This is a genomic window from Rhizobium sp. AN80A, from assembly GCF_030053015.1.
Classification (GTDB): Bacteria; Pseudomonadota; Alphaproteobacteria; order Rhizobiales; family Rhizobiaceae; genus Rhizobium; species Rhizobium metallidurans.
On sequence record NZ_JASJPX010000003.1, the window covers coordinates 2,575,917 to 2,590,776 of the forward strand.

At 63.6% G+C, this 14,860-nt stretch carries 15 protein-coding genes and 2 pseudogenes; 10 read left to right on the forward strand and 7 right to left on the reverse strand.

The features are described 5' to 3' along the window. Positions 1 to 72: 72 nt before the first annotated feature. The 6 genes and pseudogenes from P3R82_RS24390 to rsmI all read right to left on the reverse strand — a co-directional run bounded on the left by P3R82_RS24390 (position 73) and on the right by rsmI (position 5,662). On the reverse strand, positions 73 to 1,176 hold the full coding sequence (locus P3R82_RS24390) for a sn-glycerol-3-phosphate import ATP-binding protein UgpC (RefSeq protein ID WP_283195659.1): 1,104 nt from the start codon (positions 1,174 to 1,176) through the stop codon (positions 73 to 75). Positions 1,177 to 1,178: 2 nt separating this feature from the next. Further along, a pseudogene (gene ugpE / locus P3R82_RS24395) lies at positions 1,179 to 2,026 on the reverse strand (sn-glycerol-3-phosphate ABC transporter permease UgpE). 14 nt (positions 2,027 to 2,040) lie between these two features. Next, positions 2,041 to 2,925 carry a sn-glycerol-3-phosphate ABC transporter permease UgpA gene (ugpA, locus tag P3R82_RS24400; protein ID WP_183902505.1) on the reverse strand — a complete coding sequence of 295 codons (885 nt, stop codon included), beginning with the start codon at positions 2,923 to 2,925 and terminating at the stop codon, positions 2,041 to 2,043. Between the two features lie 66 nt (positions 2,926 to 2,991). Continuing rightward, on the reverse strand, positions 2,992 to 4,320 hold the full coding sequence (gene ugpB / locus P3R82_RS24405) for a sn-glycerol-3-phosphate ABC transporter substrate-binding protein UgpB (protein WP_283195660.1): 1,329 nt from the start codon (positions 4,318 to 4,320) through the stop codon (positions 2,992 to 2,994). A 123-nt stretch (positions 4,321 to 4,443) separates the two neighbouring features. After that, complete coding sequence (locus P3R82_RS24410; protein ID WP_283195661.1) at positions 4,444 to 4,812, reverse strand: YraN family protein; 369 nt, start codon at positions 4,810 to 4,812, stop codon at positions 4,444 to 4,446. Further along, positions 4,802 to 5,662, reverse strand: coding sequence for a 16S rRNA (cytidine(1402)-2'-O)-methyltransferase (rsmI, locus tag P3R82_RS24415; protein WP_283196417.1), 861 nt, complete (start codon positions 5,660 to 5,662; stop codon positions 4,802 to 4,804). The genes P3R82_RS24410 and rsmI overlap by 11 nt, the downstream gene beginning before the upstream one ends. 326 nt (positions 5,663 to 5,988) lie before the next feature. On the opposite strand from rsmI, the gene dnaN reads away from it, so the two are divergent. The 7 genes and pseudogenes from dnaN (at position 5,989) to P3R82_RS24450 (ending at position 10,965) form a co-directional block, all read left to right on the forward strand. Beyond that, positions 5,989 to 7,107, forward strand: a complete 1,119-nt coding sequence (gene dnaN / locus P3R82_RS24420; protein WP_283195662.1) for a DNA polymerase III subunit beta — start codon at positions 5,989 to 5,991, stop codon at positions 7,105 to 7,107. 109 nt (positions 7,108 to 7,216) lie between these two features. Then, positions 7,217 to 7,813, forward strand: coding sequence for a phospholipid N-methyltransferase PmtA (pmtA, locus tag P3R82_RS24425; protein WP_183902509.1), 597 nt, complete (start codon positions 7,217 to 7,219; stop codon positions 7,811 to 7,813). 1 nt (position 7,814) lies between these two features. Further along, positions 7,815 to 8,401, forward strand: a pseudogene (locus P3R82_RS24430) (histidine phosphatase family protein). Between the two features lies 1 nt (position 8,402). Continuing rightward, a complete protein-coding gene (pyrF, locus tag P3R82_RS24435) occupies positions 8,403 to 9,110 on the forward strand; it encodes an orotidine-5'-phosphate decarboxylase (protein WP_283195663.1) in 708 nt (235 codons plus the stop codon). 43 nt (positions 9,111 to 9,153) lie between these two features. Next, complete coding sequence (locus tag P3R82_RS24440; protein WP_283195664.1) at positions 9,154 to 9,441, forward strand: DUF1330 domain-containing protein; 288 nt, start codon at positions 9,154 to 9,156, stop codon at positions 9,439 to 9,441. Positions 9,442 to 9,550: 109 nt separating this feature from the next. Further along, entirely contained in the window at positions 9,551 to 10,531 is a 981-nt protein-coding gene (locus P3R82_RS24445; RefSeq protein WP_283195665.1) for a complex I NDUFA9 subunit family protein, read from the forward strand. 284 nt (positions 10,532 to 10,815) lie between these two features. Beyond that, positions 10,816 to 10,965 (forward strand): hypothetical protein, encoded by a 150-nt coding sequence (locus tag P3R82_RS24450; RefSeq protein ID WP_183902514.1) that lies wholly within the window; start codon positions 10,816 to 10,818, stop codon positions 10,963 to 10,965. Positions 10,966 to 11,025: 60 nt separating this feature from the next. On the opposite strand, the gene P3R82_RS24455 is transcribed toward P3R82_RS24450, so the two are convergent. Then, on the reverse strand, positions 11,026 to 11,823 hold the full coding sequence (locus P3R82_RS24455; RefSeq protein ID WP_283195666.1) for an undecaprenyl-diphosphate phosphatase: 798 nt from the start codon (positions 11,821 to 11,823) through the stop codon (positions 11,026 to 11,028). 280 nt (positions 11,824 to 12,103) lie between these two features. On the opposite strand from P3R82_RS24455, the gene P3R82_RS24460 reads away from it, so the two are divergent. Genes P3R82_RS24460 through P3R82_RS24470 form a run of 3 tightly spaced genes read left to right on the forward strand, consistent with a single transcriptional unit; the run spans position 12,104 to position 14,840 of the window. Next, positions 12,104 to 12,796: a glutathione S-transferase family protein gene (locus tag P3R82_RS24460; RefSeq protein ID WP_183902174.1), complete on the forward strand. Its 693-nt coding sequence runs from the start codon at positions 12,104 to 12,106 to the stop codon at positions 12,794 to 12,796. A gap of 11 nt (positions 12,797 to 12,807) precedes the next feature. Continuing rightward, positions 12,808 to 13,968 carry a tRNA epoxyqueuosine(34) reductase QueG gene (gene queG, locus P3R82_RS24465; protein ID WP_283195667.1) on the forward strand — a complete coding sequence of 387 codons (1,161 nt, stop codon included), beginning with the start codon at positions 12,808 to 12,810 and terminating at the stop codon, positions 13,966 to 13,968. Then, positions 13,968 to 14,840 (forward strand): SDR family oxidoreductase, encoded by an 873-nt coding sequence (locus P3R82_RS24470; RefSeq protein WP_283195668.1) that lies wholly within the window; start codon positions 13,968 to 13,970, stop codon positions 14,838 to 14,840. The genes queG and P3R82_RS24470 overlap by 1 nt, the downstream gene beginning before the upstream one ends. Positions 14,841 to 14,860: the final 20 nt, after the last annotated feature.

Below are 14,860 nucleotides of genomic sequence, written 5' to 3' on the forward strand. Positions count from 1 at the left end.
AGCCGTTCAGACATTCGCTAAAGTTGTAACGAATGCCGCGATATGCTTCTTTCGCCTAAGCCCTAGACGTCGTCAGACGGGCTGGACGACCGCCGTCGGCGCGGATACGCCATCGGCGCCGGCAAGGGAAATGCGCTTGCCGGTGTCGGCCGCGAAGAAGTGCAGCTTCTGGGGGGCGATGGTCAGGCGCAGCTCGGTCGGAATGGCGATATCGGGCGCCAGCACGGCGGTGATCGGCTGATCGCCGAGCAGGCCGTGGACCAGCCTTTGCGCACCGAGTTCCTCGACATAATCCACGGTGACGGACATGGCGTGCTGATCGGGACCGGCAAGGCACAGATCCTCGGCGCGGATGCCGACGGTAACCGCGCCCGAGGTCGGAGCGGAGCCGGCAAGGTCGATCAGGCTGGGCCCGAGCGCCAGCTTGTCGCCGTGCAGCTCGCCCTTCAGGAGGTTCATGGCCGGAGAGCCGATGAACGAGGCGACGAAGGTGGAGGCCGGGCGGTGGTAGACATCGAGCGGCGAGCCGACCTGCTCGACCTTGCCGCCGTTCAGCACCACCAGGCGGTCGGCGAGCGTCATCGCTTCCAGCTGGTCGTGGGTGACGTAGATGGAGGTGGTGCCGAGGCGGCGCTGCAGGCGCTTGATCTCGCCGCGCATGGAAACGCGCAGCTTGGCATCGAGGTTGGACAGCGGCTCGTCGAAGAGGAAGACGGCCGGCTTGCGGACGATGGCGCGGCCCATGGCGACGCGCTGGCGCTGGCCGCCGGAGAGCGCCTTCGGCTTGCGCTCGAGATACTGGTTGATCTCCAGCATGCGGGCGGCTTCCGCCACGCGCGCGTCGATCTCGGCCCGCGGCGTGCCGCGGTTCTTCAGGCCGTATTCGAGGTTCTGGCGCACGCTCATATGCGGATAGAGAGCGTAGTTCTGGAAGACCATGGCGATGTCGCGATCAGCCGGCTCGACGTTGTTGACGACGCGCGGGCCGATCTTCACCTCGCCCTCGGAAATGGTTTCCAGGCCGGCGATCATGCGCAGCAGGGTCGACTTGCCGCAGCCAGACGGGCCGACGAGCACGATGAACTCGCCGTCGGCGATGTTCAGCTGGATATCGGAAACGGCGCGAACGCCGCCATGGTAGATCTTGCCGACATTATCGACGTCGATCGAGGCCATTGTTACTTCTCCGTCTCAACGAGGCCTTTGACGAAAAGGCGCTGCATGAAAATGATGACCAGAACCGGCGGCAGGGCCGCCAGGATGACGCCCGCCATCACGAGGTTCCATTGGGTGTCGCCCTCCAGCACCGCGCCAGGCGCTTGATGCCCATGACGACGGTGTAATAGCGGGGCTCGGTGGTGATCAGCATCGGCCAGAGATACTGGTTCCAGCCATAGATGAACATGATGATGAACAGCGCCGCGATATTGGTGCGCGACAGCGGCAGGAGGATATCCCAGAAGAACTTCAGCGCCCCGGCGCCATCGACGCGCGCCGCCTCCATCATCTCTTCCGGCACGGTCAGGAAGAACTGGCGGAACAGGAAGGTCGCGGTGGCGGACGCGATGACGGGAATGACGAGGCCGGAATAGGAATTCAGCAGGCCGAGATCGGCGACGACCTTGTAGGTCGGCAGGATGCGCACCTCGATCGGCAGCATCAGCGTCATGAAAATGATCCAGAAGGCGACGACGCGGAAGGGAAAGCGGAAATAGACGATGGCGAAGGCCGAGATGATCGAGATGGCGATCTTGCCGATCGCCACCAGGATCGCCATGACCAGGCTGTTGCCGAGCATCAGCAGGAAGGGCGGCGCGCCGGCATTCGATGCGCCGGCACCGAGCAGCACGCCGTAGTTCTGGATCATCTGGGTGCCCGGAGTGAGCGGCACCACGCCGGTCAGGAAGTCCGAGGGACCGCGCGTCGAGGCAATGAAGGCGAGGTAGACGGGAAAGACCACCATGGCGATCCCGAGGATCAGCACGAGGTGAGTGAGGAAATTGAGGAAGGGACGGTTCTCGACCATGGCTGGCTCTCGCTTCAATACTGCACTTTGCGTTCGATCCAGCGGAACTGGACGACGGTCAGAAGGACGACGATCAGCATGAGCACCACGGACTGCGCGGCCGACGGACCGAGGTTGAGACCGACGAAACCGTCGGCGTAGACCTTGTAGACCAGGATGTTGGTCGATTGCGACGGACCGCCGCCGGTGGCCGCGTCGATGATCGGGAAGGTGTCGAACATCGCATAGGTGATGTTGATCACCGCCAGGAAGAAGGTGGTCGGCGACAGGAGCGGGAAGACGATCGTCCAGAAGCGCTTGATCGGGCCGGCGCCATCGATGGCGGCCGCTTCCGTCAGCGAGTGCGGCACCGATTGCAGGCCGGCGACGAAGAACAGGAAGTTGTAGGAGATCTGCTTCCACGCGGCGGCGATGATGATCAGCACCATCGCGTTGTTCGGATTGAGGCGGTGGTTCCAGCTGTAGCCGAAATAGCCGAGCACATAGGGGATGATGCCGACGCTGGGGTTGAACATGAACCACCAGAGCAGGCCGGACGCGGCCGGCGCCACGGCATAGGGCCAGACCAGAAGCGTCGTGTAGAAGCGCTGCGAACGGATCACCCGGTTGACGCAAACCGCGAAGAGGAGCGACAGCCCCATCGACAGCACGGTGACGCCGATCGAGAAGGTGAAGGTGACGGCAAGCGAATTGAGGTAATCGGGATCGCCAAGCAAACGCCTGTAGTTCGCCATGCCCACGAAGGTGTCCTTGAGACCGAAGGGGTCCTGGCGCAGGAAGGACTGCCATACGGCCTGAACCGCCGGCCACACGAAGAAGACGATCGTGATGAGAAGCTGCGGCGCGATCAGGAGATAGGGCAGGAGACGGCTTTGGAAGACGGTGCGTTTGGTTTGCATGCGTGACCCCTCAAGGAAAATGCCCTCCCCGGACGGGCCGGAGAGGGCGGACGGAGGGAGCGACCCTTAGTTGGAGTTCGCGGCTTCGAATTCGCGCAGCTTGGCGTTGCCCTGCTTCACGCCTTCGTCGAGCGCTTCCTGACCGGTCTTCTTGCCGTTGAGAACGGCTTCGAGCTGCTGGTCGAGAACGTCGCGGATCTGCGTCAGGTTGCCGAAGCGAACACCCTTGGAGTTTTCGGAAGGCGTGCCGCGCATGATCTGCTTGATGGCGATGTCCGAACCGGCGTTCTTTTCGTAGTAGCCCTGCTTCTGACCAAGCTCATAAGCAGCATTGGTGATCGGCAGGTAGCCGGTGAACTGGTGCCACTCGGCCTGAACCTCGGGCTGCGAGAGGTAGGTGAAGAACTTGGCGGCGCCCTTGTAGACAGCCTTGTCCTTCTGACCATTCAGGACCCACAGGGTGGCGCCACCGATGATCGAGTTCTTCGGATCCTTGGTGACAGCGTCGTCGTAAGGCAGCGGTGCGAAGCCGACCTTGAAGTCCTTGGCGTTGTTGATGACGCCGGCGCGCGAAGCGGACGAGTTCATGTAGGCCGCGCACTGCTGCGAGTAGAAGAGCGGAGCGGCGTCGGCGCCGGCGCTCGGGCCGCCGTACTTGTAGACGCCTTCATCCTGCCACGTCTTCAGATTGTCCCAGAACTTGGCCTGGTTCGGGCCGTTGAACGTGAACTCGGCGTTCATGCCGCCGAAGCCGTTCTGCTGGGTGCCGTAGGGCAGGTTCTGGATGGCGGAGTAGTTTTCGAGGCCAACCCAGGTCGCGCCGTAGGACATGGTGAAGCCGCACTTGGCAGCGCCGGAGGAGACGATCTTCTTGCTCATCTCGGCAAGCTCGGCCCAGGTCTTCGGAGCGACTTCGGGATCGAGGCCGGCCTTCTTGAAGACGTCCTTGTTGTAGTAGAGGATCGGCGTCGACGAGTTGAACGGCATCGACAGGATGTTACCCTCGGGATCGGAATAGTAGCCGACGACGGGCGCCAGGAACTTCGACGGATCCCAGGGCTCGCCCTCGTCCTTCATCAACTGGTAGACCGGGTAGACGGCGCCCTTGGCGGCCATCATCGTGCCGGTGCCGACTTCGAAGACCTGAACGATGGCGGGCTGCTGGCCGGCGCGGAAGGCGGCGATCGCGGCCGTCAGCGTCTCGGGATAGGTGCCCTTGTAAACGGGAACGATCTTGTATTCGCTCTGGCTGTCGTTGAACTTCTGGGCAACTTCCTCGAGCTTCTTGCCGAGTTCGCCACCCATGGCGTGCCACCAGGTGACCTCGGTTGCAGCGAAGGACGCGGAAGCGGACAAAGCAACCGCGGCAGCGGCCAATGAAATAGTCTTAAACATGAAAAACCCTCTCCACCATTGTTGGCGTGAGGACGCAATAGAGGCCTATTGTGACACCTCCTTAACGATTTCATGACAGGCCGATTACAAATTCCGAAGAAATTAACCGGCTAACGAAAGCAATCAGAACGCATCGCGCAAATGGACCGGCCATTTGCCCGGCACGATGGCGACGATGTCGTAGCGTTGCGATAGCCGCGCGCGGTCGCGCTGGCGGGCGAGCCAGAGGTCGCTGGCGCCGCGAATGCGGGTCTGCGTGAGATGCGAGACGGCATCTATGGCCGCCCCCTCCTCGCGCCGCGCCTTGACCTCGACGAAGATCGCCAGGTCGCCCTTGCGGGCGATGATGTCGATCTCGCCGAGCCGCGTGCGGTAGCGCAGCGCGACGATGCGGTAGCCTTTGACCATGAGATAGAGAGCAGCGACATATTCGGAGACGCGGCCCCGACGCAGCGCCTTGCGGCGAAGACCGGTGTCGCGACTAGCGGCCATCGCCGGCCTTGCGGTCGAGCAGGCGCTGGTAGAGCTCCTTGCGGGGGAGACCGGTGATGCGGGCGGCCTCGGCGGCGGCCTTGGCGGTCGGGAGGGTCTGAGAGAGGTCGGCGAGGATGGCGTCGATATCCGCTTCCTCGACGGCGCGGGCCGGCGCCGGGCCGATGACGAGCACGATCTCGCCCTTGACATTGTCGACATCGGCATAGTGGGCGGCGAGTTCGGCGAGCGTGCCCCGGCGGAACTCCTCGTAGCTCTTGGTCAGCTCGCGGCAGACGGAGGCCGGGCGATCGCCGCCGAGAACGTCGGCGGCGGCGATCAGCGCGGCGCCGATGCGGTGCGGGGATTCGAAGAACATCAGCGTCGCCGGCGTGGCGGCGAACTCAGACAGGCGGTCGCGGCGCGCCTTGTCCTTGGTCGGGAGGAAACCGGCGAAGAGGAAGGCATCGTTCGGGAGACCGGAGCCGACGAGGGCCGCCAGCGGCGCCGACGCGCCGGGGATCGGGATCACCCGATAGCCGGCTTCGATCGCCGATTGCGCGAGGCGGTAGCCGGGGTCGGAGACCAGCGGCGTTCCGGCATCGGAGACAAGCGCCACGGATTTCCCGGCTTCGAGCGCCGCGAGCAGCCTCGGTCCGACCTCGTCGGCATTGTGCTCGTGATAGGCGTAGGGGCGGTTCTGGATGCCGTAGCGATCGAGCAGCACGCGGGTGACGCGGGTATCCTCGCAGGCCAGCACATCGGCGCCGGCCAGCGTCTCCAGCGCGCGCAGCGTTATGTCGCCGAGATTGCCGATCGGCGTCGCGACGAGATAGAGGCCGGGCTCCTGCGGGCGGGCGGGAACGGCCATGTTGTGCAGGCGGAAGCTACGCTGCCTGCCGCCCTCTGTCGTCGCGTTTTCATTGTCCAAGATATCGGTGCCCTTTCTGGCTACCGGCCTTTATGGGCGACGGCCATGCCTTCGGCAAGGGGCAGCGCTTCGACGGTAACGGTGATTTCTGTTAGCATCCGCAGCGAAAATGCCGATTGCGGGGGCGGCGACCTTTGCGCCTCTTGCATTCGTCCGCAAAATTCTGCCATTTTGCGCGTCCAATCCTCCGGTCCCAGCTTTTGGGAAAGGCATTATTCAGGCGCGTAACGCGCCCGGGCAGTAACGGTCGAAAGCGGTAGCATCCCATGCGTATTACTATTGAGCGGTCCAATCTCTTGAAGTCGCTGAACCACGTTCACCGCGTGGTTGAACGCCGCAACACGATCCCGATCCTGTCGAACATCCTGCTGCGCGCCGATGGCCAGAGCCTCGACATGAAGGCGACCGACCTCGACCTGGAAGTGACGGAAGCGACACCCGCCAATGTCGAGCAGCCCGGCGCCACCACGGTTCCCGCGCATCTTCTCTACGACATCGTGCGCAAGCTCTCCGACGGCTCGGAAGTGCTGCTCGCCACCAGCCAGGATGGCGGCTCGATGACAGTTCAGTCGGGCCGTTCGAAGTTTTCGCTGCAGTGCCTGCCGGAAGCCGACTTCCCGGATCTCACGGCCGGCACCTTCACGCATACGTTCAAGCTGAAGGCGACGGATCTGAAGATGCTGATCGATCGCACGCAGTTCGCGATCTCGACGGAAGAGACCCGATATTACCTGAACGGCATCTTCTTCCACACGATCGAAAGCGAAGGCGACCTGAAGCTGCGCGCCGTCGCCACCGACGGCCACCGCCTGGCGCGCGCCGACGTCAATGCTCCCTCGGGCTCCGAGGGCATGCCCGGGATCATCATCCCGCGCAAGACGGTCGGCGAGTTGCAGAAGCTGGTCGACAATCCGGAGGCGATGGTCACCGTCGAGGTCTCCGACGCCAAGATCCGCCTTTCGATCGGCTCGATCGTCATGACCTCGAAGCTGATCGACGGCACCTTCCCCGATTACCAGCGCGTCATACCGACCGGCAATGACAAGGAAATGCGCGTCGACTGCACGAGCTTCGCCCAGGCCGTCGACCGCGTCTCGACCATCTCGTCGGAGCGTGGCCGCGCCGTGAAGCTGGCGCTTTCGGACGGGCAGCTGCTGCTGACGGTCAACAATCCGGATTCGGGCAGCGCCACGGAAGAGGTCGCGGTCGGATACGATACGGACGCCATGGAGATCGGCTTCAACGCCAAGTACCTGCTCGATATCACCGCGCAGCTCTCGGGCGATCAGGCGATCTTCCTGCTTGCCGATGCTGGTTCTCCGACGCTCATCCGAGACACCGCCGGCGACGATGCTCTCTACGTGCTGATGCCGATGCGTGTGTAACGGGTCGCTTTTGTCGTTCACACTTTGCTGATCACGACGTCAGGCCTTGTTTTGGCGTCGCAATGACTGCACATAGGCTCGCAGCATGTGCTGCACGAAGGAGAAGGGCATGGGTGGCTTGCGCCTGAAGGAACGACTGGGCAAGAAGTTCGACGAAGAGATCCGGTTTTTCAAAGGGATGATGCAAGGGCCAAGGATCGTCGGCTCCATCGTGCCGACGTCGTCGATCACGGCGCGCAGAATGGCCAGCATCGTCAACCCGAATTCCGGCCTGCCGGTTCTCGAACTCGGGCCGGGCACCGGGGCCATCACCAAGGCCATCCTGCAGCGCGGCGTAAAGCCGGAAAATCTCGTCGCGATCGAATATTCGACCGATTTCTACGAACATCTGGTGCGCATGTATCCGGGCGTCAACGTCATCAATGGCGACGCCTTCAATCTCGACAAGACGCTCGCCCACATGGAAGGGCAGAAGTTCGACAGCGCCGTTTCCGCCGTGCCGCTCCTGAACTTCCCGATGCAGGCGCGCACCGCCATGCTGGAAAGCATCCTGGACCGGCTGCCGCACGGCCGCCCCTTCCTGCAGATTTCCTATGGCGCGGTTTCGCCGATCATCGCGCGACCGGATCGCTACCACATCCAGCACTTCGACTTCATCGTCCGCAATATTCCGCCGGCGCAGCTGTGGATCTACCGCCGAAGCTGAGATGTTCGGCCTCTACATCACCCACCCGCAAGTCAAGATCGACGCCGCCGTCCCGGTGCCCGAATGGGGATTGTCGGATGTCGGAGCCGCGCGGGCGCGGATGGCCGCGCCAAGCCCTGGGCGGCGCAATTGCGGCGGATCGTCAGCAGCGGCGAAACCAAGGCGATCGAGACCGCCGGCATTCTGGCCGCGCCAAGCGGCGTGACGGTCGAGATCGTCGAGGAGATGCACGAGAACGACCGGTCCGCGACCGGCTTCCTGCCGCCGCCTGAATTCGAGAGGGCGGCGGACCGGTTTTTCGCCAACCCTGACGAGAGCTTCAATGGATGGGAGCGGGCGATCGATGCGCAGCGGCGGATCGTCTCCAGCGTCGAGCACGTTCTCTCCACACATGATACCGGGCGGCCTATCGCATTCGTCGGCCATGGCGGCGTGGGCACGCTGCTGAAATGCCACCTGGAAGGGCGGCCGATCGGGCGGGATCGCGACCAGCCTCATGGCGGCGGCAATCTCTATTGTTTCCGTCTTGCGGATCGGCGCCTATCATGCGACTGGACGCCTATCGAAGACTGGCAGGGATGGATGTGAGATGGACGCGCGCGAACGCTTGATCGTCGGACTGGATGTTCCGACACTTCACGAGGCCGAGACGATGGTCGCGACGCTCGGTGATACCGTCTCCTTCTACAAGATCGGCTACCAGCTGGTGTTCGCCGGCGGCCTGGAATTCGCCCGCGATCTTGCCAAAGACGGCAAGAAGGTCTTCCTCGACATGAAGCTGCTCGACATCGACAACACGGTCGCCTCGGGCGTCGAAAACATCGCCAAGATGGGCATGTCGATGCTGACCCTGCATGCCTATCCGAAGGCGATGCGCGCCGCCGTCGAGGCCGCCAGGGGCTCGGACCTCTGCCTGCTCGGCGTCACCGTGCTGACCTCGATGGACGAAGCCGACCTTACCGAAGCGGGCTATGGCGGCGATCCGCGATCGCTGGTGCTGCGCCGCGCCGAACAGGCGCGCGAAGCCGGCATGGGCGGCATCGTCTGCTCGGCCGAGGAATCGGCCCTGGTGCGCGATGTCGTCGGTCCCGACATGGCGATCGTCACACCCGGCATTCGCCCGAGCGGCAGCGAACGCGGCGACCAGAAGCGGGTGATGACACCCTACGACGCGCTGCGCGCCGGCTCGACGCATCTCGTCGTCGGCCGTCCGATCGTCAAGGCGCCGGAGCCGAAGGTCGCGGCCAAGGCCATTCTCGACGAGATGGTCAGCGCGCTCTGGCCCGCCAACCGCTGACCGTTTTTTCGTTTCACGCAACCGCTCTCGAGGAGGAGAAACCATGGCCAAGGGATACTGGATCGCCCGCGTCGACGTGCGCGACGCCGAGCGCTACAAGGATTACGTCGCCGCCGCCAAGCCGGCCTTCGAGAAGTACGGCGCCAGTTTCCTCGCCCGCGGCGGGGCGCTGACCGAGCTCGAGGGCAAGGCGCGGGCACGCAACGTCGTCATCGAATTCCCCTCGATGCAGCATGCGGTGGATTGCTACAACTCGCCGGAATACCAGATCGCCGCCAAGATCCGCCAGGAAGTGGCCGACGCGGAAATGGTTGTCGTCGAAGGCGTTTGAGCGAGATCAAAGTCGTGACAGGCGCGGTGCGATAGGCCTTTTCGTCGCACCGCGATTGGGCTAAGACGACATCACCTGCCATTCACATCAGCCTTCCGAGGAACCTGCCATGACCCTTGCCAACCTGCCGCCACTCGTCACCGTGTTCGGAGGCTCCGGCTTCGTCGGCAGGCATGTGGTGCGCGCGCTCGCCAAGCGCGGCTACCGCATCCGGGTCGCCGTGCGCCGCCCCGATCTCGCGGGCTTCCTGCAGCCGCTCGGCAATGTCGGCCAGATCTCCTTCGTGCAGGCAAACCTGCGCTACCGCCAGTCGATCGACCGCGCCGTCGAGGGCGCATCCTACGTCGTCAACTGCGTCGGCATCCTGTTCGAAAACGGCCGCAACTCGTTCGAGGCGGTCCAGGAATTCGGCGGTCGCGCCGTGGCGGAAGCCGCGCGCGGCGCCGGTGCCAAGCTGGTCCACATCTCGGCGATCGGCGCCAACGCCACCTCCGATTCCAATTATGGCCGCACCAAGGGCCGCGCCGAGGCCGCGATCCATTCGGTCGCGCCCGACGCCATCATCTACCGTCCGTCGATCGTGTTCGGTCCGGAAGACGGCTTCTTCAACAAGTTCGCCGGCATGGCGCGCTCCGCGCCGTTTCTGCCGCTGGTCGGCGGCGGCAAGACGCGCCTGCAGCCGGTCTACGTCATGGATGTCGCCGAGGCGGTGGCCAAGGCTGTCGAAGGCAAGGTCGCCGGCGGCAAGATCTATGAGCTCGGCGGCCCCGAGGTGCTGACGTTCCGCCAGTGTCTGGAAGCGGTGCTGAAGTCGACCGCGCGCTCGAACCCGCTGATCTCGCTCCCCTTCGGCGTCGCCTCGCTGATCGGCAGCGTCGCCTCGATGATCCCGCTGATCACGCCGCCGATCACACCCGACCAGGTGAAGCTCCTGAAGAAGGACAATGTCGTGTCCAAGGAGGCGGAAGCCGAGGGACGGACGCTGAAGGGCATCGGCATCGCGCCGACGATGGTGAGCTCCGTCATCGACAGCTACCTCGTGCAGTTCCGCCCGCAGGGCCAGTATACGAACAGCGGCAAGGCCGCCTGAGCCACCGCCGATCGCTTGACGACAACGCCGCTCGCGGGCTTCGCGGGCGGCGTTGCGCGTTTGGAGGCAGGGATGAAAAAACAGGCTGAACAGCGCGCTTTCACGCGGTTATGCACCGCAGGACGTTACATAAAAGTCGCATGAAAAATTTAGCGGAATTAACAGGAAATTTAGCGGGAACCTTTATTGCTATTTGCCATTCCTCTGACTACACACCCCGCGCGTCTGTGCTTGGAATCAGCGCCTCGTGGCGGCGCGTTCAAACGGCTTGAAAGGTAATTTCGATGGGTAGGTCAATCGCGCTGCTTTTTGCTTCCGCGGCGCTGGTGATTCTGGCTGGTTCTTTCGTGGCGCCCGGTTCGGTCGCTGCCGTGAAGGGCGAATGCTCGCCGGCCTATGGCGTCGATCCTTGCGAAACCGGCGCTCTCCGGTAACAGAAAACCGGCGCTATCGCGCCGGTTTCTTTTTTGATCGAGAGCGTTGGCTCTCTCCGATCAGGCGATCATACCCATCGATGCCATGCCCAGAAGAATGGCGCCGAGAATGATGCGGTAGATCGCGAAGGCCGTGAACTTGTTGCTCTGGATATAGGAGAGCAGCCATTTGACGGCGACGAAGGCAACGATCGTCGACACGACGAAGGCAATGCCGAGAGCGGTCCAGTCCTCATTGGCCGCGCCACCATCCCTGAACGTCTTCACCAGCTCATAGGCGCTTGCGGCGTACATCGTGGGAATGCCGACGAGGAAGGCGAATTCCGTGGCCGCGGCGCGGTTGCCGGTGCCGGCCAGCATGGCGACGAAGATCGTCGAGGCGGAGCGCGAGGTGCCCGGAAACACACCGGCGACGACCTGCGCGATACCAACCAGGATGGCGACCAGCCAGGTGATCTCCTTGTGCGGCGGGCGGCGGGCGGCGAGCCATTCGGCAACCATCATCCAGATGCCGCCGATGATCAGCGCCCAGGCGATCGGCGTTGCCGTGCTTGGCAGCTCGAAGCCGAGCTTCTTGACGATCAGGCCGAGGATGGCGGTGATCAGGAAGGCAAGGACGAGCTTGCCGAGATAGGCGCGATTGTCCGCGTCCCGCCAGCCGAGCAGGAGCGTCATGATACGGCGCCAGTAGATGATCGTGACGGCGAGGATGGCGCCGGCCTGAATGACGATGTTGAAAAGATCAGATCGCTGGCCGAGCCATTGCTCCGCAATGATGAGGTGGCCGGTGCTTGAAATCGGTAGAAACTCGGTAATGCCTTCGACTATGCCTAGGATTATCGCGTTAATGTAATCCATCAATTGTCTCCGCTTTGGGTTCGGTCGGACGTGAATTGCACTGTGTCGCCGGGAGGAACGACACTGATTTTCACCAGACGAGGATGCGACGAGAACCTCTGATCGGTTGTCGGCGATTTTTGGGCGAGGTCGATTTCCTTCGTCAGGGTTTCGGAGGCCCGACTCGCTTGTGTTGGAGGGGCCAAACTTCTATAGCTTCAACGAATGAGTCATGACTAGGGCGCTATAATCATCGCGTCCCTGCGACGTGCACCCCAGCCATCAAAAAATCCGAGTCTCGATGCCCACGCTCTATCACCACCCCATGTCATCCTCATCACGCTTCGTCCGGTTGATCCTGACGGAGTATGGCTATCAGGCAGACCTGATCGAAGAGCAGACCTGGGAGAAGCGCCGGGACTTCCTGGCGCTCAACCCGGCCGGCACGCTGCCCGTCTATGTCGACGACAGCATGCGCGCGCTCTGCGGGTCCACCGTGATCTCCGAGTATCTCGACGAGACGCACGGCGTGTTGAAGCGCGACCGGCGGCTCCTGGCCGAGGACCCGTTCCAGCGCGCCGAAATCAGGCGTCTGACCGAGTGGTTCATGGTCAAGATGGAAACCGACGTGACCCGGCCGCTCGCCCGCGAGCGCGTCTACAAGCTGCAGATGACGGCCGATCAGGGCGGCGGCGCGCCGGATTCGAAGATCCTGCGCACGGCGCGCGCCAATATCCGCCAGCACATGAAGTATCTCACCTGGCTCTCCGGCTCGCGCCAGTGGCTGGCCGGCGACCGGATGAGCTACGCCGATCTCGCGGCCGCCTCGTCGGTCTCCATTCTCGATTATCTCGGCGAGATCGACTGGTCGGAATCGCCCGTCGTCAAGGAATGGTACCAGCGCATCAAGTCGCGTCCATCGTTCCGACCGCTGCTCACCGAGCGCGTGCGCGGCCTGACCCCTGTTTCGCACTACGCCGACCTGGATTTCTGACGGGGCCTCTCATGCCCGAACGATCCGCGCAGACCAAGGAAGACAAACGCCGCGACACGCTGACCGCCTTCGTCAAGACGCAGGCGCGGGCGCTCGGCTTCGACCTCTGTCGGATCACCCGTCCGGACAGCATTCCCGAGGCGAAGGACCGTCTTGGCCAGTTCATCGATGCCGGCAGGCACGGGACGATGGAGTGGATGGCCGAAACGCGCGAGCGGCGCGGCGATCCCCGTACGCTCTGGAGCGACGTGAAATCGGTCGTCGTCTTCGCGATGAATTACGGCCCCGAGGAAGACCCGCGCGGCATTCTCGACAAGCCGGACAAGGCGGCGATCTCGGTCTATGCGCGCAACCGCGACTATCACGACATCATCAAGGGCCGGCTGAAAGAGATCGCCACGCGGTTCGCGGCGCGCGCCGGCGAGGACGTGAAGGTGTTCGTCGATACCGCGCCGGTGATGGAAAAGCCGCTGGCGGCCGCGGCCGGGCTCGGATGGCAGGGCAAGCACACCAATCTCGTCAGCCGCGCGCACGGCTCCTGGCTGTTTCTCGGCTCGATGTTCACCACGGCCGATCTCTCGATCGATGCGCCGGAGATCGATCATTGCGGCTCGTGCCGGGCCTGTCTGGACGCCTGCCCGACGGCAGCCTTCCCGGCGCCATACCAGATCGACGCGCGGCGCTGCATCTCTTATCTGACGATTGAACACAAGGGGCCGATCGATCCCGAGATCCGGCCGCTGATCGGCAACCGCATCTATGGCTGCGACGACTGTCTCGCTGCCTGTCCGTGGAACAAGTTCGCCAGCGCCGCCTCGGAAATGAAGCTGAAGGCGCGCGAGGACCTGCGGGAGCCTGAGATCGCCGCGCTGCTTGCGCTCGACGATCCCACGTTCCGCGGCTTCTTCAGCGGCTCGCCGGTCAAGCGTATCGGCCGCGACCGCTTCGTGCGCAACGTGCTGATCGCGGCCGGCAATTCCGGCGATCGCGGACTGGTCGATGCCTGTCTCTCGCTTTCTTCCGACGCCTCGCCGGTGGTGCGCGCCATGGCGATATGGGCGCTGTCGCGGCTGATGGAGGCTGGCGAATTCAAGCGCTTTGCGGCACAAAGGCCGCAGGATGAGTCGGACAGCGATGTGCTGAACGAGTGGAGACTGGCGGGAGCGGCGTGATGCATCTTGTGATTTTCGGTTGCGGCTATTCCGGCACGGCAATCGCCAGGGCGTTCATGGCCGACGGTTTCCGCGTGTCCGGCACCACACGCTCTCAAGATAAGGCGGCGGCTTTGCGCGCCCAGGGCATCGAGGCCTTCGTGTTCGACGGCGAAACGCTCGACGAGACACTTGTTGATGCCATGCGCTCGGCCACGCATCTGGTACAGTCGATCGCGCCGCGCGAGGCGGGCGATCCGCTGCTGAAGCTTGCGGGCGAGCGCATCGATGCGCTGATGCCGGCGCTTTCCTGGATCGGCTATCTCTCGACCGTCGGCGTCTATGGCGACCACAAGGGCAACTGGGTGAGCGAGGAAACGCCCTGCGTGCCGGTTTCGGGTCGCTCCAGGGAGCGGCTGGAGGCCGAGGCGGCGTGGGTCGGCATCGGCGACAAGATCGGCATTCCCGCGGCCGTGCTGCGGCTGTCCGGCATTTACGGCCCGGGTCGCAACGCTTTCGTCAATCTGGCGCGCGGCACGGCGCGGCGGCTGATCAAGAAGGATCAGGTGTTCAACCGCATCCGCGTCGAGGATATCGGCGCCAGCGCGCGGTTCCTCTCGGACCGCAAACTTGGCGGCATCTATAATGTTACCGACGACCGCCCCGGCCCGCCGCAGGATGTCATCGTCGAGGCGGCCCGCCTCATGGGCGTCGAGCCACCGCCGGAACAGGCCTTCGAAACCGCTGAACTGACGCCGATGGCGCGCTCCTTCTATGGCGAGAACAAGCGCGTTTCGAACGCCAAGCTGAAGGCCTCCGGCTTCAGCTTCGCCTTCCCCACCTATCCGCAATCACTCGCGCAGTTGTTGCAGGACGAGCGCTGGCGCGGCTGAGGCCGCAGGTCCTTTAAGCT